Source organism: Dinoroseobacter sp. S124A, from assembly GCF_049801015.1.
Lineage (GTDB): Bacteria > Pseudomonadota > Alphaproteobacteria > Rhodobacterales > Rhodobacteraceae > Dinoroseobacter.
In genome coordinates, this window is the sequence record NZ_JBNAGD010000002.1 from 353,329 (window position 1) to 371,117 (window position 17,789).

Annotated in this window: 15 protein-coding genes and 3 tRNA genes; 16 read left to right on the forward strand and 2 right to left on the reverse strand. The window is 66.0% G+C overall.

Annotated elements, in window-relative coordinates; all coding sequences use genetic code 11:
- Positions 1–151: 151 nt before the first annotated feature.
- The 6 genes from ACP15I_RS06615 (at position 152) to ACP15I_RS06640 (ending at position 4,378) form a co-directional block, all read left to right on the forward strand.
- Positions 152–227: transfer RNA gene (locus ACP15I_RS06615), tRNA-Val, on the forward strand.
- Positions 228–383: 156 nt separating this feature from the next.
- On the forward strand, positions 384–1,112 hold the full coding sequence (locus ACP15I_RS06620; RefSeq protein ID WP_424967503.1) for a helix-turn-helix transcriptional regulator: 729 nt from the start codon (positions 384–386) through the stop codon (positions 1,110–1,112).
- Positions 1,113–1,244: 132 nt separating this feature from the next.
- A complete protein-coding gene (locus ACP15I_RS06625; RefSeq protein ID WP_424967504.1) occupies positions 1,245–1,508 on the forward strand; it encodes a hypothetical protein in 264 nt (87 codons plus the stop codon).
- A 181-nt stretch (positions 1,509–1,689) separates the two neighbouring features.
- Positions 1,690–2,628 (forward strand): pirin family protein, encoded by a 939-nt coding sequence (locus ACP15I_RS06630; protein WP_424974442.1) that lies wholly within the window; start codon positions 1,690–1,692, stop codon positions 2,626–2,628.
- 170 nt (positions 2,629–2,798) lie between these two features.
- Positions 2,799–3,107 carry an ArsR/SmtB family transcription factor gene (locus ACP15I_RS06635; RefSeq protein ID WP_424974443.1) on the forward strand — a complete coding sequence of 103 codons (309 nt, stop codon included), beginning with the start codon at positions 2,799–2,801 and terminating at the stop codon, positions 3,105–3,107.
- 68 nt (positions 3,108–3,175) lie between these two features.
- Positions 3,176–4,378: an oxidoreductase gene (locus tag ACP15I_RS06640; RefSeq protein WP_424974444.1), complete on the forward strand. Its 1,203-nt coding sequence runs from the start codon at positions 3,176–3,178 to the stop codon at positions 4,376–4,378.
- A 40-nt stretch (positions 4,379–4,418) separates the two neighbouring features.
- Here the strand turns inward: ACP15I_RS06640 and ACP15I_RS06645 are convergent, their stop codons facing one another.
- A complete protein-coding gene (locus tag ACP15I_RS06645) occupies positions 4,419–5,273 on the reverse strand; it encodes a LuxR C-terminal-related transcriptional regulator (RefSeq protein WP_424974445.1) in 855 nt (284 codons plus the stop codon).
- Between the two features lie 141 nt (positions 5,274–5,414).
- Here ACP15I_RS06645 and ACP15I_RS06650 point away from each other — a divergent pair, with 141 nt between their 5' ends.
- The 9 genes from ACP15I_RS06650 (at position 5,415) to ACP15I_RS06690 (ending at position 15,635) form a co-directional block, all read left to right on the forward strand.
- Complete coding sequence (locus ACP15I_RS06650) at positions 5,415–5,597, forward strand: hypothetical protein (RefSeq protein ID WP_424967509.1); 183 nt, start codon at positions 5,415–5,417, stop codon at positions 5,595–5,597.
- Positions 5,597–6,781: a CynX/NimT family MFS transporter gene (locus tag ACP15I_RS06655; protein WP_424974446.1), complete on the forward strand. Its 1,185-nt coding sequence runs from the start codon at positions 5,597–5,599 to the stop codon at positions 6,779–6,781. The genes ACP15I_RS06650 and ACP15I_RS06655 overlap by 1 nt, the downstream gene beginning before the upstream one ends.
- An 83-nt stretch (positions 6,782–6,864) precedes the next feature.
- Entirely contained in the window at positions 6,865–7,752 is an 888-nt protein-coding gene (locus ACP15I_RS06660; protein ID WP_424974447.1) for a LysR family transcriptional regulator, read from the forward strand.
- Between the two features lie 87 nt (positions 7,753–7,839).
- The gene (locus ACP15I_RS06665; RefSeq protein ID WP_424974448.1) at positions 7,840–8,652 is read left to right on the forward strand and encodes a putative hydro-lyase; all 813 of its coding nucleotides are present in this window, start codon (positions 7,840–7,842) and stop codon (positions 8,650–8,652) included.
- 37 nt (positions 8,653–8,689) lie between these two features.
- Positions 8,690–9,727, forward strand: coding sequence for a TRAP transporter substrate-binding protein (locus tag ACP15I_RS06670; RefSeq protein WP_424974449.1), 1,038 nt, complete (start codon positions 8,690–8,692; stop codon positions 9,725–9,727).
- Positions 9,728–9,783: 56 nt separating this feature from the next.
- Positions 9,784–10,347: a TRAP transporter small permease subunit gene (locus tag ACP15I_RS06675; protein WP_424967514.1), complete on the forward strand. Its 564-nt coding sequence runs from the start codon at positions 9,784–9,786 to the stop codon at positions 10,345–10,347.
- Positions 10,348–10,350: 3 nt separating this feature from the next.
- Positions 10,351–11,634, forward strand: a complete 1,284-nt coding sequence (locus ACP15I_RS06680) for a TRAP transporter large permease (protein WP_424974450.1) — start codon at positions 10,351–10,353, stop codon at positions 11,632–11,634.
- 72 nt (positions 11,635–11,706) lie between these two features.
- Positions 11,707–15,297: a hydantoinase B/oxoprolinase family protein gene (locus tag ACP15I_RS06685; protein WP_424974451.1), complete on the forward strand. Its 3,591-nt coding sequence runs from the start codon at positions 11,707–11,709 to the stop codon at positions 15,295–15,297.
- Positions 15,298–15,558: 261 nt separating this feature from the next.
- Positions 15,559–15,635, forward strand: a tRNA-Asp gene (locus ACP15I_RS06690).
- 61 nt (positions 15,636–15,696) lie between these two features.
- Here the strand turns inward: ACP15I_RS06690 and ACP15I_RS06695 are convergent.
- Positions 15,697–17,322 (reverse strand): leucine-rich repeat domain-containing protein, encoded by a 1,626-nt coding sequence (locus ACP15I_RS06695; RefSeq protein ID WP_424974452.1) that lies wholly within the window; start codon positions 17,320–17,322, stop codon positions 15,697–15,699.
- A gap of 242 nt (positions 17,323–17,564) precedes the next feature.
- Between ACP15I_RS06695 and ACP15I_RS06700 the strand changes: the two genes are divergently transcribed.
- Positions 17,565–17,641 (forward strand) — tRNA-Asp (locus tag ACP15I_RS06700).
- Positions 17,642–17,789 lie beyond the last annotated feature (148 nt).

Here is a 17,789-nt window from a genome sequence, read left to right on the forward strand (position 1 = left end):
TCGGCTGCGCGCCGCGCTGCCAACCGGCCCCGATGCCGCGCGCCCGGGATGTGGCGAAAGGGGCGCGGCCCCTTGTGGGGACCGCAGGATCGGGCGCCGTCCACACGGCCTCTTGCCATCGGGTCGGGAACTGCGCTAGGACGCGGCCCATGGGTGATTAGCTCAGTTGGTAGAGCGCTTCGTTTACACCGAAGATGTCGGGAGTTCGAGTCTCTCATCACCCACCATCCCTCTGATTTTCAAATGAATCCTGCGCGGTTTCATGCGCTGGCGTGATGGTCTTTCTGCCGCTTTCCATCCCGAGAGGTGCCTTCCCCCTTGCCCGCACTGGTTGTGCCGGGCTAGCGTGGGGATGACAGATTGCCCTTAGGGAAGCCGGCATCATGACCCGACTGGAAACCTATATGAAGGGCGTGGCCGAGGCAGAGATCCCGGAACGGATCTGGGATGCCGTTCTGCCCTTTTCCCAGTCCTTTGGCATCGACAAGGTGAGCTATCACCACAATCGCGGGTTCGGCACCGCCCAGCAGCCCGACACGGCGGTATTCACCCGGGGCTTTCCCAATGAATGGGTCTGCACCTATGTGGATGAAAAGCTCTACGAAGTGGACCCGATCCCGGCCTATGCCGCCCATGCCACCCAGCCTTTTCGCTGGAGCGATATCGGCAAGCTCACCCCGCTCAAGCAGCCGGAGACCGAGTTTCTCAAGCGACTGATGGCCGAAGGGCTGGGCGACGGGCTCGCGCTGCAGGTGTTCGGGCCGAATATGCGCAACGGCTATGTGGGCGTGGGGTTCGCCAAGCCCAACCCGGATCTCAGCGCTGCCGATATTCGCGAGTTGCAGGCCGCCGCGCAGGTCGCCCATCTGCGCTACTGCACATTGGTGCCCGATGGCGCGCCCGCCGCGCTGACCCCGCGCGAGGCAGAGGTGCTGACCTGGATCGCCCGCGGCAAGAGCAATTCGGTCATCGCCGACATCCTCGGGGTCTCGCCCCATACGGTCGATACACTGGTGCGCCGGATCTACGGCAAGCTCGAAGTGGCCGACCGCACCACCGCCGCGATCCACGGGATCGGGGCGGGCCTGATCCAGCCCTCACGTTCCGCCTGATCCAGCCCTCACGTTCCGCCTGATCCAGCCCGCATTTGTCACGTAACCCCGTGACAGCCACGGCCTGCACTCTGTGGCACCACCGCGCCTTTCAAGAAACGTCCTGTGGTGCCATTGAAAGGAGTTCAACCGATGCAACCACCTACGACAAGTCACTTTGTACGGTTTCATATTGATGCCTCTCTGGATGCGCTCGCCCTGCTGAGCGAAAGCGAACGGGCCGAGCTGTCCTTTGATCTGGCTGCGTCCCTGACAGAGCTCGCCCATGCGAGTGTCGAGACCAGCCTGCCGCCCAGCACCAGCCTGCGCATGCTCTCGGCGGCGTCCGAGCTGCGCGCGGCGAGCCTCTCCGAGCGCAACCGCCGCGAAAGCCAGGAGCTTCGCCAGGAGCTCTGACCGGGCGGCGGCGACCCGGCATGTGCCAGGGCCAGCGCCCGGATCCCGATCCCCGTCCCCTCGATCCCCATCCCCATCTCCGGTTCTGTGCATTCTTGCGCAGAATCTGCTTGTCTGCGCGGGCTGCATTGCGCAGCCGCACGCGCTACGCTCCTCGTGACCCGCAACACAGGAGACCGCCATGAGCTGGAACCCCGCGCTTGACCCCCATTGCCCCCTCGGAGACGAGGTGGATGCCATCGACACCCTGATCATCCCCCGCGCCCGGGATCTCGGCGCGCTGGAGGTCCGCCGCGCCTTGCCTGCGCCCAAGCGGCAGATGGTGGGCCCCTTCATCTTCTTCGATCAGATGGGCCCGGCGGAGTTCCTGCCGACCAAGGGGCTCGACGTGCGGCCCCATCCTCATATCGGTCTCGCGACAATCAGCTATCTCTATCGCGGACGGATGCACCATCGCGACAGCCTTGGCACCGACGCCTGGATCGAGCCGGGTGCGGTGAACTGGATGGTCGCCGGCCATGGCATCACCCATTCCGAACGCACCGACGACGCGACCCAGACCGAGCCCATGCCGTTTTTCGGCATCCAGACCTGGGTGGCGCTGCCCAAGGATCACGAGGACCGCACGCCAGAATTCGAGCACGCCCCGGTGGACGCGCTGCCCTTCATGGAAGGGGAGGGCAAGGAGGTCCGCCTGATCCTCGGCCACGCCTATGGCGAGCGCGCGCCGGTGAAGACCGCCTCCGAGATGTTCTATGCCGATGCGGTGCTGCAACCCGGGGCCAAGCTGCCCCTGCCGGATGATCACGAGGATCGCGGGATCTATGTGGTCGAAGGGGCCATCACCGTGGCCGGAGACAGCTATGAAGCAGGCCAGATGATGGTCTTTCGTCCCGGCGACCGGATTTCCGTGACCGCAGGCGGGCAGGGCGCCCGTCTCATGCTGCTGGGGGGTGAGACGCTGGAGGGTTCGCGCTACATCTGGTGGAATTTCGTCGCCTCCTCGCAGGAGCGGATCGATGAAGCCAAGGAGGCTTGGCGCGCTGGCGACTGGCAGCATGGCCGCTTCCAACTGCCCCCGGGGGACGATCAGGAGTTCATCCCGGCCCCGGATCGCTAGGCGCGGGCCGGACCGAAAACCGCGCACCCGGTTGTTTCGGGTGTGCGGCAAAGTTCAAAAAGCACCATCAAGGCAGTCAGATAGTGGCGGATCTGCATGTAGCGCGCCAAGTCATCTCACGAGGCGGTCGGCCCTTGACAAGTTCGAGGTAAATCGAGATATCTCGATATATGGACATTGATGCCGCCCTTGCCGCCCTGAACAACCCGACCCGTCGGAAGATCCTCGAATGGCTCAAGGATCGCGACAACTTCCCGCCCGCGCTGCCGGAACATGCAGAGCTTGAAGGCGTCTGCGTGGCCTATATTCAGGACAAGGCGCAGCTCTCCCAGTCCACGATCTCGACCTATATGGCCGCGCTCAGAAAGGCGGGTTTCGTCACATCCGAGCGCCACGGGCAGTGGACCTTCTATCGCCGGGACGAGGCGGTCATCGCGGCCTTCCTGTCGGCCTTCGACGGCGAGTTGCGCAACCCCTAGATTCCCCCCTCCGTCATTTTCAAAATTTACACCGATATATCGAAATATCGCGATGAAAGGATGCCACCATGTCCCATACCCCCGCCGAGAAACTGGCCACCCCGCTGGACCTGCCCGGCGGGCGGCGGCTCAAGAACCGTCTGATCAAATCGCCCATGTCCGACAGTCTCGGAAACGGGGCGGGCGATCCGACGCCCGATCAGATCAGGCTCTATGAACGCTGGGCCGAGGGTGGTGCGGCCCTGTCCCTGATCGGCGAGGTGCAGATCGGCCCCCATGCCCCGGAAAGCCCCGGCAATCTCGTACTGACCCCGGGCGGGGCCGAGACGCTCTGGCGGGCGCTGGCGCAGGTCGGCGCGGCGCAGGGCGCGCAGATCTGGCCACAGCTCGGCCATGCCGGGGCCCTAGCCCATGGCGCGCTGGCCCGGGCGAAAGGGCCATCGCCGCTGACACTTGAGGGCCGCGAGGTCGCGGCGCTGACAGAGGATGAGATCGCAGCCCTGCCCGGGGCCTATGCGACCGCGGCGGCGCGGGCCAAAGCGCTCGGCTTCCGCGGGGCTCAGATCCATGCGGGGCACGGGTTTCTGCTGAGCCAGTTCCTGTCGCCCTTCTTCAATCACCGCCGGGACGGCTATGGCGGCTCGGTCGCGGCCCGGTTCCGCCTGATCGGCGAGATCATCGCGGCCACCCGCCGGGCCGTCGGGCCCCAATTCGCCCTCGGCCTGCGGATCAACGCCACGGATCAGCTCAGGGGCGGGGTGACCGAGGCCGACGCGCTGGAGACGATCCGGCTGCTCTCGGCAACCTCCATAGACCTGATCGATATCAGCGGCGGCAGCTATGTGCCCGGCGCGCCCGCAAGCTCCGATGGCACGGCGCAGAACGGCCCCTATTTCGCGGAGTTCGCGGCAAAGGCGCAAGCGATCACGCGGATCCCGCTGGTGGTGACCGGCGGGGTCAAGACCCGCACCGAGGCGCTCGCGCTGCGCGCTGGCGGGGCAGCGGCGGTGGGGCTTGCCCGGGCCATGGTGCTCGACCCGGCGCTGCCCAACAAATGGCTGAGCCCCGAGGGCGGGGATCCGGTCTTTCCCCGCTTCGCCACACGGCCGCCGGGCGGGATCACCGCATGGTATACCGGGCGGCTGGCCGCGCTGGCGACGGACCGCGAAGACAGCTTTGACGTCGACCTGCCCGCAGCACTCGCGGCGGTGGCGGCACGGGATGCGGCGCGCGTGCCCCTGTGGCAGGCGCGGTTCGGCCCCCCGGCCTGAAACGCGCGGCATGAGCCCCCCCCCGCAGGCGGCCTCGGGATTACCCGTCGCGGGCCCGGGCCGCGCTGACCAGCCGCGCGTTTTCCAGCGCGATCACGCTCTGATCCGCAAAGATCCGCGCCAGTTGCAGGCTGTGTTGGGAAAACGGGCGCACGGTCTGGCGATAAATGGTGAACGCGCCGACCAGCCGGTCCGCCGCCAGCATCGGGATCGCCACGAAACTGCGCGCGCCCCCCAGATCAGCCGTGGCAAAGCGCAGGGGGTCATCGCTCTGGTAGAGCGGCTCGCTTTTGACGTCGATGATGTTGACCACATCGCGCTGGTACACCATGCGCCCCAGCCCGGTCTCGGGCCCGGCGGCAAAGACCCCGCGCGCCTCCATCCAGGCCTTGAACGGCTCGGGAATGCCCTTGGAGAACCGCGCGCCGAAGCGCCGGTCGCCATGGTACTCGAACAGGATCCCGAACTCCGCATCGCACAGGTCCAGCGCGTAATTCAGGATCCGGGGCACCACCTGATCCAGATCGCCCTGGGCGTCGGAGATGATGCGCAACACCTCGCTGAGCGCTTTCTCCCGGGCCAGCGCCTCTTCGAGGCTCAGGGCCAGCTCCGACAAGGCCGAGCTCAGCTCCGGTTGGGTTCTGGGTTCGGGCGCTGGCCCGTCGAGCCGCGCCATCAGCTCGAGCTTGGACGACACTTCGAGCTTGCGATAGATCGCCGCCAGATGGGTCCGGACCGTGGAGGGGGCCAGACACAGGCTCTCGGCGATCTGCTGATAAGTCGCGCCCCCGGCATAGGCCTCGGCGATCTGTCGTTCCCGGGGGCTGAGAGGGGGATGAGACTGCACGCGGTCCTGCCTTGTGTCGCGCGCCGCCGGGGCGCGGGTGAATGTCACGAATGCTGTTGGGCCAGTTTATCCTACAAATGCAGTAGGGAAATACAGCAAAAGTGCCACGCATTTACAGCATCTGCCCGATGGTTCCGGTCCGCCGGGTCGCCTAGCCTGAGCCTCCACCACCACGGAGACGCGCCCAGTATGACCCTCGCCCCACATGACAGCACCGGACACACGGTGCGAAAGAGCGAGCGGCAATGGGCGCGCGGCCTGCGCGGGGGCGCCGTCACGCCCGGTCCGACCCTTCTGGGCGCGGTGCCGAGCGACGGTGCCACGCGGCAGGCCACCGGGTGCGGAGGCGCGGGGATGCGCGCATCCCTGTGATGCGCTGGCGGATCCTCGCGCTTCTTTTTCTGGCCCGGATCGGGCTCGGCCTGCAATTTCAGACCATGGCATCGGTGGGGGATGATCTCTCGGTCGCTTTCGGCTTCGACTGGGCCGGGATCGGCGTTTTGATCGGTCTCTTCATGGCGCCGGGCCTCGTGCTGGCCCTGCCGGCGGGCTATTGGGGGCGGTTTGTGTCGGACCGGATCATGGTGGCCGCGGGGCTCGGCGTGCTCGCACTGGGCGGGGGGCTCTGCGCGCTGGCCGCAGGACCATGGAGCCTCGGTCTCGGCCGGGTGCTGGGCGGGGTCGGGTTCCTCTTTACTACGCTTTATTTCACCAAGATGGTGGCCGACTGGTTCGATGGGCGCGAGATCGCCACGGCCATGAGCATTCTGGTGATGTCCTGGCCGCTGGGCATTGCCATGGGGCAGCTCGGGCACGCCTGGCTGGCGGCGCAGTGGGGCTGGCGCGTCCCGTTCCTCGCGGCCTCAAGCTACACCCTGCTGGCCGGACTTGCGGTGCTCTGGCTCTACCGCCCGCCCGCCGGGCTCCCGGCGGCGCAGGGCGGCGCGGCGCCGAGCCTGTCGCCGATGGAATGGCGGCTGATCCTCTGCGCGGCAGGGGCCTGGGCGGCCTTCAACGCGGCCTATGTGGTCTACCTCTCTTTTGGTCCGCAAATGCTGAGCCATCACGGACAGTCCGATCTGGCCGCCGCCGGGGTGATCAGCCTCGCCAGCTGGCTGATGATCTTTTCCGGGGCCGCCTGTGGCCAGCTCGTGGACCGGTTCGGGCGGCGCAGCCTCGTGCTGACCAGTTGCATGGTCGCGGCGATCGCCGCCGTGCTCCTGCTCGGCGCGCCGGCGGGCGGGCCGGGCGGAGGGCTGGCCGCAAGCCTGCTCTTCGGGCTGGTGGGCATGGCCCCGGCGGGGGTGATCATGGCGCTGGCCGGACAGGCCCTGCGCCCCGAAACCCGCGCCTTCGGCATGGGCGTGTTCTTCACGATCTACTACGCGCTGATGATGGTCACGCCGCCCGTGGCGGGCCTCCTGCTGGACAAGACCGGCGCGCCCGAGGCCCCGCTCTGGCTGGCCGCGGGGCTCTTTGCGCTGGTCGTGCCGCTCGGCTTCGGCTTCGAGCTCAACAAGACCGCCCGGGTCCGCCCCGCCCCGGGCCAAGCCTAGGCGCGGCTGGAACTGTGCCCGGCTTTCGGACAAGGTAGGCCAACTCCACAGCCCCGCTCACGCCAGACCCTCCGGATCCACCCATGCGCCGCCTGAAGCTCGACCATCTCCAGACCTTCCTCGCGGTCGCCCAGTACCGCACGGTCAGCAAGGCCGCCGACGCGCTGAACCTCACCCAGCCCGCGGTCACCTCGCGCATCAAGGCGCTGGAGGAAACCCTGGGCACCGCGCTGTTCGAGCGCAACGCCAAGGGCATGCGCCTGACCCAGCGCGGCGACCTGCTGGTGCATTACGCCCAGCAGTTCCAGCATCTCAGCAATCTGGTCGAAGAACGCGTGGTGGATGCCCACGCGGTCGAGCAGCTTCTGCGCCTCGGTGTCTCCGAGACCATCGCGCAAAGCTGGCTGCCGGATTTCGTCGGGGCGCTGCGGGCCACCTATCCGAGGCTGAAGATCGAGATCTCCGTGGATATCTCGCTCAACCTGCGTCAGCAGCTCATGGGACGCGAGATCGATCTCGCGATCCTGCTCGGCCCGATCTCGGAATACACGGTGGACAACACGGTCCTGCCGGATGTGCCGCTGGCCTGGTTCCGCGCCCCGGGGGAGGATCCGGACCCTGCCGCCCCGGTGGACCTGTCCCGGATCCCGATCGCCACCTATGCCAAAAACACCCGGCCCTACAGAGAGTTGCGTGCCGCGATGTTCGAACGCTTCGGCCCCGAGGTCTCGCTCTTTCCGTCCTCTTCACTGTCATCCTGCTTTCGGCTGGTAGAGGCGGGGCTCTGTGTCGGGGCACTGCCCATGTCGCTCGCGGACCGGTCGGTGGCGGCGGGGCGTCTGGTGCAGTTCGACCCGGGCTGGGTGCCCGCGCCCCTGCAGTTTTCCGCCTCCTATCTGAGCGAGCCGCGCAACCATCTGGTCGAATCCGCGGCGACGATCGCACGGGAGATCTCGCTCCAAGAGGTATAAGAATAATCTATGAATTGAGCCAAAAACTTTGGATTTGATTTTATGGAGGCCTGCGCGGATCGTAGCCGGAACCAAAAGGATTCGACCGTGCCCCAAGATTTTGAGCCCCTGAAATCGGTGACAACTGCCCAGATGCGGGCCCAGATCCGGGCCTGTGCCTATCGCGGACATACGGCGGGGCTGGGGGGCAAGACGCTGCAGGCGAACCTCGCGATCCTGCCCGAGGCGCTGGCGCTGGACTTCATGCGGTTCTGCCAGCGCAATCCGAAACCCTGCCCGCTGGTGGGGGTGTCGGACACAGGCAATCCGATGCTCACTACGCTGGGGGCGGATATCGATGTGCGCACGGATGTGCCCGCCTATTACGTCTATCGCGATGGCACGCTGAGCGAGACGGTCCATGATCTGGGCGCGCTCTGGCGCGACGATTTCGTGACCTTCGCCCTGGGCTGTTCCTTTACCTTCGAGCACGCGCTGCAGGAGGCGGGGTTCGATCTGTGGCACATCGCGCAGAACACCACCGTGCCCATGTATGCCAGCAATATCGCGACCGTCCCGGCAGGCCCGTTTCAGGGCCCCATGGTGGTCAGCATGCGCCGGATCCCGAATGACCGGCTGGACGAGGTCGTGGCGATCTCGCGGCGCTTCCCGCTGGCCCATGGCGGCCCGGTGCATATGGGCGATCCGGCCGAGATTGGCATCGCCGATCTGGGACGTCCCGACTGGGGGGATCCGGCCCCGGAGGCCCCCGGCACCACGCCGGTCTTCTGGGCCTGCGGGGTCACGCCTCAGGCCGCGATCATGCATGCCCGCCCCGAGATCTGCATCACCCACAAGCCCGGGCATATGCTCATCACCGATATCGCCGATGATGCGGAAACCCCGATTTTCACCCTTTGACCCAAACAAAAAACCGATCCAACAGGAGACAGACCCCATGAAAAGACTTGCAACAACGCTGGGCGCGCTCGCCCTGACGGCGACCTCCGCCATGGCCGACAGCCCCGTGGTGCTGAACGCCGTGGGCACATGGTCCAGCCTGACGAATTTCCAGAAACACGAAGAGCCCTTCTTCAACCAGCGTCTCAACGAGGCCTCAAACGGCAACATCGTCGGCAAGATCCAGTCGCAATCCGGTCTGGGCCTGAAAGGGTTCGAGATCATGCGCCTCGTCAAGAACGGCGTCTTCGACTTCGCCTTTGGTCTGCCGGGCTATGTGGCCGCCGAGAATGCGATCTTCGAGGGCGCGGACCTGTCCTCGCTGACCCAGGACATCGAGACCCAGCGCAAGGTGTCGGACGCCTACTTCCCGACGCTTGAGGCGGCTTTCGCGGATATCTACAACGCCAAGCTGCTGATGCTCTACCCGTTCCCGAGCCAGACACTCTGGTGCAATGGCGAGGTGAACGGCATCGCCGATCTCGATGGCAAGAAAATCCGCGTCTATTCCACCACGCTGGGCGATTTCGTCGAGGGTGTCGGCGGGACCTCCGTGACCGTGGCCTTCTCCGAGGTGATCCCGGCGCTGGAGAAGGGCGTCGTGGATTGCGCGATCACCGGCACCATGTCCGCCTATACGGCCAAGTGGAACCAGGTCGCGACCCATGCCTATACCCTGCGTGTGGGTTGGGGCCTCGCCTTCGGGGCGATGAACATGGACAAGTGGAACAGCCTCTCGGCGGATCAGCAGTCCCTGCTGCAGACCGAGATCGCCACCCTGACCGAGGCCATGTGGGCCGAGACCGCCACCGAGGATGACGTGGCCATCTCCTGCATCACCGGCGGGGCCTGTGAAGTGGGCGAGCCGGGTTCCATGACCCTGGTCGAGCCCTCGGCCGAGGATCTCGCCCTGCGCGACACGATCGCCACGGATGTGGTTCTCGCCCGCTGGGCCGAGCGTTGCGGCGAAGACTGTGCCGCCAACTGGAACGAGACCGTGGGTCCGATCCTCGGCCTGACCGCCGCCGCCAAGTAAGCCCATCGCCCGGGGCGGGTCGCACCGCCCCGGGACGGATCCGAAGGAGACCCCCCATGCTTGATACGCTCCTCAATGGCACACGCAGGCTCAGCCTCGTGCTGACCTGGATCGGCGGGACGCTGATCGTGCTCTCGGCCTTCCTGGTCACGCTGGAGGTCTTCCTGCGCAAGATCTTCAATGTCTCGCTGGGCGGCGCGGACGAGATTTCGGGCTATGCCTTCGGCGTCGCCACGGCCCTCGCCCTGTCCTTTGCCCTGTTCGAGCGCGCCCATATCCGCGTCGATGCCCTGCTGGGGGTGATCCCCAAGGTGCTGCATCCGCTGATCAACCTGCTGGGGCTTCTCCTGCTGACGGGCTTTGCGCTCGTGGTGGTGGTGATGGTCTGGAGCATGGTGGGCGACACGCTCGAGAACGGCTCCCGCTCGATCACGCCCATGCGCGTGCCCCTCGCGATCCCGCAGATCCCCTGGATGCTTGGCTGGATGTTCTTTGTCTTCTCCGGCCTGCTGATCGCCATCGTCGCCATCCGGCAGCACATCATGGGCGACGAGGCCGGGGTGCAGGAACTGATCGGCGTGAAATCCCTCGACGAACAAATCGAAGACGAAACGGTCTGATCCATGCTCCTCAAAACGCTTCTTATCCTGCTGGCCCTGATCGGGTTGGCCGTCCCCATTGCGGCCTCTCTGGGCTGGCTCGGCCTGATCCTGCAATGGACCGACAGTCCCATGCCGCTCCACCGGGCGATCTCGGACATGGCCTGGCAGACCTCGACCGACTTCCTGCTCGTGGCGATCCCGATGTTCGTTATGATGGGGGAGATCCTGCTCCGCGCCGGCATCACCGAACGGATGTATGACGGCATCGTCAAATGGCTGGGCTGGCTGCCCGGGGGGCTGATGCATTCCAATATCGGGAGCTCCGCACTCTTTGCCGCGACCTCCGGTTCCTCGGTGGCCACGGCGGCCACGATCGGCACGGTCGCTGTCCCGCAAATCAAGAAGCGCGGCTATAACGAGAGCCTCTTTCTCGGCACCGTCGCCGCCGGGGGGACACTGGGCATCCTGATCCCGCCCTCGATCAACCTGATCCTCTATGGCCTCTTGACCAATACCTCGGTGCCCGAACTCTACCTTGCCGGGTTCCTGCCGGGCTTCCTGCTGGCGCTTTTGTTCATGGCGACCGTTGTGGTGGCCTGCCTGATCAAGCCCGAATGGGGCGGCGAAACCCTGCGCCATACATGGGCCGAGCGGCTCCGGGCGCTCCCGTCGCTGATCCCGCCGCTGGGCATCTTCATGGTGGTCGTGGGATCGATCTATGCCGGGCTCGCCACCCCGACCGAGGCGGCGGCGCTGGGCGTGGTGGCGGCCATGGTGCTCGCGGCCTTCAACCGCAAGCTCAGCATCGACATGATGCGCCAGGCCATCGAAGGGACCATGCGGACCACGGCCATGATCATGCTGATCATCATCGCGGCGGTGTTTCTCAACTTCGTGCTGTCGATCATCGGGCTGACACAGGCGCTGACGGATTTCGTCACCGGCCTCGGCTGGACGCCCATGCAGACCATGCTGATGATCGTCGCGGTGCTGATCCTGATCGGCTGCTTCATGGAAACACTGTCCATGCTGCTGACCATGGCGCCGCTGATCACGCCCATCGTGGTGGCGCTGGGCTTTGATCCGGTCTGGTTCGGGATCCTGCTGATGGTGCTGCTGGAGACCGCACTCATCACGCCGCCCATCGGGATCAATCTCTATGTGGTGCAGGGCATCCGCAAGGCCGGGCCGATGATCGATGTGATCCGGGGGGCGCTGCCCTTCGTGGTGACCATGTTCGTCATGCTGGCCCTCTTGCTGCTCTTCCCGCAACTGGCCCTGTGGTTGCCGTCACTCGTCTACTGACGCGCGGCAACCCTTTTCACACGTCAACACGGAATGACTGCCGGCGCTGCCGGCACATAAAGGAGCTTTGCCATGTGGCAGTTTTGGGTGGACCGGGGGGGAACCTTCACCGACATCGTGGCGCGCCGCCCGGATGGGACACTGCGCACGCACAAGCTGCTCTCTGAGAACCCGGAGCGCTACGCGGATGCCGCCGTCCAAGGGGTGCGCGAACTGATGGGGCTGGAGGGGGACGCCCCGATCCCCGAGGGCGCGATCCCCGAGGGCGCGATCCAGGCGGTGAAGATGGGCACGACCGTGGCCACCAACGCCCTGCTGGAGCGCAAGGGCGAGCGCACGCTGCTGCTGATCACCAAGGGTCTGCGCGACCTCTTGCGGATCGGGTATCAAAACCGGCCCCGGCTCTTTGATCTGCAGATCACGCTGCCCGAGCTGCTCTATGATGACGTGATCGAGGTTGAGGAGCGCATTGGCGCCGAGGGGGAGGTGATCACCCCGCTGGATACGGACGCCACCCGCGCCGCGCTGGCGCGCGCCCATGGGGAAGGCTACCGCTCCGTCGCGGTGGCGCTCATGCACAGCTATCGCCATCCGGACCATGAGCGCGCCATCGGCGAGATCGCCCGCGAGATCGGCTTCCCGCAGGTCTCCCTCAGTCACGAGGTCAGCCCCCTGATCAAGCTTGTCGGGCGTGGCGACACGGCGGTGGTCGATGCCTATCTCTCGCCGATCCTGCGCCGCTATGTGGATCAGGTTGCAGGCGCACTGGGCGCGGGCAAGGGCGGGGCGGCGCAGCTCATGTTCATGCAATCCAATGGCGGCCTGACCGATGCGGCGCTCTTTCAGGGGCGCGACGCGATCCTGTCCGGGCCTGCCGGGGGTGTCGTCGGCATGGTGCGCACGGCGGCGGCCTGCGGCTATGACAAGCTCATCGGGTTCGACATGGGCGGGACGTCCACGGATGTCTGCCATTATGCGGGGGCCTATGAACGCTCGTTCGAGACCGAGGTCGCGGGCGTGCGGATGCGCGCGCCGATGATGTCGATCCATACAGTCGCCGCCGGGGGCGGGTCCATCCTCAGCTACCGGGACGGAAGGATGCAGGTCGGCCCGGAAAGCGCGGGCGCCAATCCCGGACCCGCCGCCTATCGCCGGGGCGGGCCGCTCACCGTGACCGATTGCAACGTGCTGCTCGGCAAGCTGCAGCCCGATCACTTCCCCCCGGTCTTTGGCCCGAATGGCGACCAGCCGCTGGACCGGGAGGTGGTCCGCGAGAAATTCGTGGCCCTCGCCGCCGAGATCGGCACCGACAAGAGCGTCGAAGAGCTCGCCGAAGGCTTCCTGCGCATCGCGGTTGAGAACATGGCCAATGCGATCAAGAAAATCAGCGTGCAGCGCGGCTATGACGTCACCACCTATACGATGAACTGCTTTGGCGGGGCCGGGGGGCAGCATGCCTGCCTCGTGGCTGACGCGCTGGGGATGGAGCGGATCTTCATTCATCCGTACGCCGGGGTGCTCTCGGCCTTCGGGATGGGGCTGGCGGATATCTCCGCCATTCGCGAACATCAGTTTCAGGGCGCGCTGGGCGATCCCCAGGCGGTGACCCGGCTTGACGCGCTGGCCCGGGCTGCGCGGGCCGAGGTTGCGGCGCAGGGCGTCTCCGAGGCCGAGATCGAGGTGATCGCTACGGCCCATATCCGCCCCGCCGACGCGCAACAGAGCCTTTCTGTGCCCTTCGGCACGCCGGAGGAGATGCGCGCGGGCTTTGTTGCGGCCCACCAGCAGCGGTTCGGCTTTGCCCCGGACGTCTCGGCGCTGATCATCGAGATGCTGGTGGCCGAGGCCGTGGGTAAGACCGGTGAGGAGGTGACCTTGCCCGAAGCCGCCCCCATGCCCCTGAACGAGACGCAGGTGCCGCTCTATACGGACGGGGCGCAGCGGTCGGTGCCGCTGGTGGACCGCACGCGCCTGCAGGCCGGGCAAAGCGTGACCGGTCCCGCGATCCTCACCGAGCCCACGGGCACCAACATGGTCGAGCCCGGCTGGACCGCGACCTGTCTTGCCGGGGGCAATCTGGTCCTGACCCGCGAGGTGCCGCTGGCGCGGGCCGAGGCGATCGGCACCTCGGTCGATCCGGTGATGCTCGAGGTCTTCAACAACCTCTTCATGTCCATCGCCGAGCAGATGGGCGCGACCCTCGCCAACACCGCCTATTCGGTGAACATCAAGGAGCGGTTCGACTTCTCCTGTGCGATCTTCGATCAGAACGGCGATCTCGTGGCCAACGCCCCCCATGTGCCCGTGCATCTCGGCTCCATGTCCGAAAGCGTCCGCACGATCCTGCGCCAGAATGCCGGCCAGATCCGGCCCGGGGACGTGTTCATGATGAACAACCCCTATAATGGCGGAACGCATTTGCCGGACGTGACCGTGATCACCCCGGTCTTCGACGCGGACGGGGCCGAGATCCTCTATACGGTCGCCTCGCGCGGGCACCACGCGGATATCGGTGGCAAGACCCCGGGCTCCGCCCCGCCCGACAGCCGCCATATCTCCGAAGAGGGCGTGCTGATCGACAATGTGCGCCTCGTGGATCAGGGCGTGCTGCAGGAGGACGCCGTGCGTACCCTGCTGGCCTCGGGCCCCTATCCCTGCCGCAACGTGGATCAGAACATGGCCGACCTCGCCGCGCAAATCGCCGCGAACGAGACCGGTGCGGCCGAGCTGCGCAAGATCACCGGGCAGTTCGGGCTGAAGACCGTGCAAGCCTATATGGGCCATGTGCAGGACAATGCCGAGGAAAGCGTGCGGCGCGTGCTCGACGTGCTCCATGACTGCCGCTTCTCCTATCCGCTGGATGGCGGAGCCCGGATCGAGGTGGCGATCTCGGTGGACCGGGCGGTGCGCACGGCGGTGATCGACTTCACCGGCACCTCCGGGCAATCGCCGCTCAACTACAACGCCCCGCGCGCGATCTGCGCGGCCGTGGTGCTCTATGTCTTCCGCACACTGGTCGGCAGCGACATCCCGATGAACGAGGGCTGCCTCAAGCCGCTGAAGCTCATCGTACCAGAAGGCTCCATGATCAATCCGCGCGCCCCCGCCGCCGTGATCTCCGGCAATACCGAGGTCAGCCAAGCCATTGCCGACGCGCTCTACGGCGCGCTGGGCGTGGTGGCAGGCAGTCAGGGGACGATGAACAATTTCGTCTACGGCAATGCGCGCTTCCAGAATTACGAGACGATCTGCGGCGGCACCGGCGCCGGGGCGGGCTTTGACGGCACGAGTGCGGTGCACAGCCACATGACCAACACACGGATGACGGATCCGGAGGTGCTCGAAACCCGCTTCCCGGTCCGGCTGGAGGAATTCTCGATCCGCCGCGGCTCCGGCGGGGCAGGGGCCCATCGGGGCGGGGACGGGATCTGCCGTCAGCTGCGGTTTCTCGAGGAGGCGACGGTCACCGTCCTCTCCTCCCATCGCGAGACCGCGCCCCACGGGGCCGGGGGCGGGTCACCGGGGCAGCTGGGGCGCAACGCGGTCCTGCGCGGCGATGGCACCCGCGAGCCCCTGGCGGGCAATGATCAGGCCGTGCTGCAGCCCGGCGACGTCTTTACCATGTGCACCCCGGGCGGCGGCGGCTTCGGCACACCCGGCTGAGCGGTGGCGCCCCTCGGGGAGGGGCGCCTGTTCCGCGGGCGGGCCATCGGACCGCCTCAGGCCCATGCCCCGGAGCCCTGCAGGCCAGCGAGGCGCTGCCAACCCCGCCGCGAAGCCCGAAGGGCAGGGCCCATGGCCCTGCCTGCCAGGTGCGCGCAGGCGGCATGGCAAGACCCGGCGCAGGAAAATGCGTGATCTGCAATTATCCGCCCGAGATCCGCTTGACGTCCCCGACGCGCCTGCCTAAACACAGCGCCACGCGCGGTTGTAGCTCAGATGGTTAGAGTACCGGCCTGTCACGCCGGGGGTCGCGGGTTCGAGCCCCGTCAACCGCGCCACTTTCCCCTCCGACCCATGACCGGACAAAGCGGCGCGACCGCCATGGGTTGTTTGCCCTCGCTAAAGCAACGTCGCGCCCGGCCCTTTGGGCCCCAACACCGTCGTCAGAAGATCCCGAACCCAGGACGTGAACGCACTGCCCCAGCCCTGCGCGGCGGTCCAGATCGCATCTTTGTTCGCGCTGATCCAATCAACCGCCCATTGATACCCATCCGCGCCCGCTTGGTTCAGGCCTCCCTGCACCAGAGCTCCGGCGCCCAAAACCAATCCCGTTACAAACACTGTCCGCGCCTGCGACAGCCGCCCTTTTGTCTGCGAGGTCGCTAGAGCCTGAGCTACCTGTTTCGCAGCTTCTGTCACTGGAACCTGCGCATCGGCAACCGTCCGCGCCAAACGGCGCTCGCTTTCCGCCTCCGTTTCCGGAAAAGGCTTGCCGGCAAACTCGGCATTGCGGGCCTCCATCAAAACGACTTCCGGATGCCCCATGGTGATCCCCGGCCCATGGCGCAGCACCTGTCCGATGGCCAAGCGGCAATCGGGATCCATCTGCTCCGCCTTGGGGCGGTTGGCATCTTCTGCGCGAATATCCTCCAGCGCGGAGAGCTGCAGGTGGATGCCGAGAATATTCGCCGTCTCGAAAGGACCAGAGGTCAATTCCCGCAATGCCCGCGCTGGGTGCGAGAGCTCTGGATACCGGTTGCCCCTTTGAAACAACGCCTCCGCATAGCCGCCCAACTGCGCATAAAGCTGCGCCTTGATCGGATCCGACAGGTCCTCTTCAGTCGTCGAGCCCGGCGCGACATCGACACCCTCCGGACTGACCCGGACCTCGGGAACGCCCGACACATCCGGCGGATCGGACAGCGGTGACGGAGCAGCTTTCTCTGGCGCTCGCCAGGGCAGAGGCTCCGGCAGCGGCGGCAAGCTGCGCAGATAGGCCAAGGTCTCCGCCGTCCGGTCCCGCGCATCTTCCACGGCCGCAAGACGTCGCAGCTCCGGGTCCATCTCAGTTGCTGGTGTGCCTGAAAAGCGAAGGCCATAAGTCAACAAAGCCTGTTCGCTTTGGACCAAAGACGACAGGTCTGCAATACAGCGCATGTCTGCGACCTCCGTATTGTCTATGAACAGGCTCTTCATCCCTACTATCCGCGCGAGCGGCGCGATGTCCGCAACGTGCGTATTGTTCAGATGGACCCTCCGCAGCCCGGCGATCTCGGCCAGCGGAGCGATGTCCGCGACTTGTGTTTTGCCTAGGTCGACACTCTGCAGCCCGGTGATCCCGGCGAGCGGCGCGATGTCCGAAACCTGCGTGTTTCGGAGCCCGAGGGTCCGCAGCCCTATCAGCCCTGCGAGGGGCGTGATGTCCTTAATTTGTGTATTGTCGAGATAGAGGCGGTGTAACTGGGAGGTTCCGGTGAGAGGCGCGATGTCCGCGACATTTGTATTGGTGAGGTATAGGTTCTGCAGCCTCGAAATGTCGGCGAGAGGCGCGATGTCCGCGACCGCCGTGTTGTTCAAATCGACTGTCTGAAGATCGAGGACCTCGGTTATCTGCTTGGGAATGGCCCTTAAAGCGCGGAACTGGACTCTGTTGAAGTCGAGTTCTGTTTCCTCGGCAGCAATGACGCGCGCGATCTCGATCTTGGCGGCGGCGAAGGCGCGGTCGGCGTCGTTGGTCTCGCTCATGTGGCACGTGGCTCCGTGGCGCGGCTTGGGGGGAGTGTGCTCGTAAATCCGCGGAGATGCCATGGGTCTTCCGGCCGTGCAGAGCGCGCCAAACCTTAACGGACCGTGCGCAGGTGCCCGACACTTGCCCGACAGATGTCCGACGACATGCCGACAGGGGGCAGACCGGGGAAAGACGGGTGCAGATCGGTGTTTTTTGCCATTGACGCCCCGCGCCAAACCCCCTAGATCCGCCGCTACGCGCGGTTGTAGCTCAGATGGTTAGAGTACCGGCCTGTCACGCCGGGGGTCGCGGGTTCGAGCCCCGTCAACCGCGCCACTTTTCCCCTTTCCCTGTCTGCCTCGATCCCCGATATCCGCTTGGATTGGGCCATCTTTTTGCGCGCTGGTTTTTGCCGAGGACTGGCTGCGACATGGCCAAGTCGGTGACGGACATGCGTCGCTTCGGGGGATTCGCTACGTGATGA

Bases quoted from the DNA above. Each gene is read 5' to 3' on its own strand.
- ACP15I_RS06620 (WP_424967503.1), top strand. From the start codon at position 384: ATGACCCGACTGGAAACCTATATGAAGGGCGTGGCCGAGGCAGAGATC.
- ACP15I_RS06625 (WP_424967504.1), top strand. From the start codon at position 1,245: ATGCAACCACCTACGACAAGTCACTTTGTACGGTTTCATATTGATGCC.
- ACP15I_RS06630 (WP_424974442.1), top strand. From the start codon at position 1,690: ATGAGCTGGAACCCCGCGCTTGACCCCCATTGCCCCCTCGGAGACGAG.
- ACP15I_RS06635 (WP_424974443.1), top strand. From the start codon at position 2,799: ATGGACATTGATGCCGCCCTTGCCGCCCTGAACAACCCGACCCGTCGG.
- ACP15I_RS06640 (WP_424974444.1), top strand. From the start codon at position 3,176: ATGTCCCATACCCCCGCCGAGAAACTGGCCACCCCGCTGGACCTGCCC.
- ACP15I_RS06650 (WP_424967509.1), top strand. From the start codon at position 5,415: ATGACCCTCGCCCCACATGACAGCACCGGACACACGGTGCGAAAGAGC.
- ACP15I_RS06655 (WP_424974446.1), top strand. From the start codon at position 5,597: ATGCGCTGGCGGATCCTCGCGCTTCTTTTTCTGGCCCGGATCGGGCTC.
- ACP15I_RS06660 (WP_424974447.1), top strand. From the start codon at position 6,865: ATGCGCCGCCTGAAGCTCGACCATCTCCAGACCTTCCTCGCGGTCGCC.
- ACP15I_RS06670 (WP_424974449.1), top strand. From the start codon at position 8,690: ATGAAAAGACTTGCAACAACGCTGGGCGCGCTCGCCCTGACGGCGACC.
- ACP15I_RS06675 (WP_424967514.1), top strand. From the start codon at position 9,784: ATGCTTGATACGCTCCTCAATGGCACACGCAGGCTCAGCCTCGTGCTG.
- ACP15I_RS06680 (WP_424974450.1), top strand. From the start codon at position 10,351: ATGCTCCTCAAAACGCTTCTTATCCTGCTGGCCCTGATCGGGTTGGCC.
- ACP15I_RS06685 (WP_424974451.1), top strand. From the start codon at position 11,707: ATGTGGCAGTTTTGGGTGGACCGGGGGGGAACCTTCACCGACATCGTG.
- ACP15I_RS06695 (WP_424974452.1), bottom strand. From the start codon at position 17,322: ATGAGCGAGACCAACGACGCCGACCGCGCCTTCGCCGCCGCCAAGATC.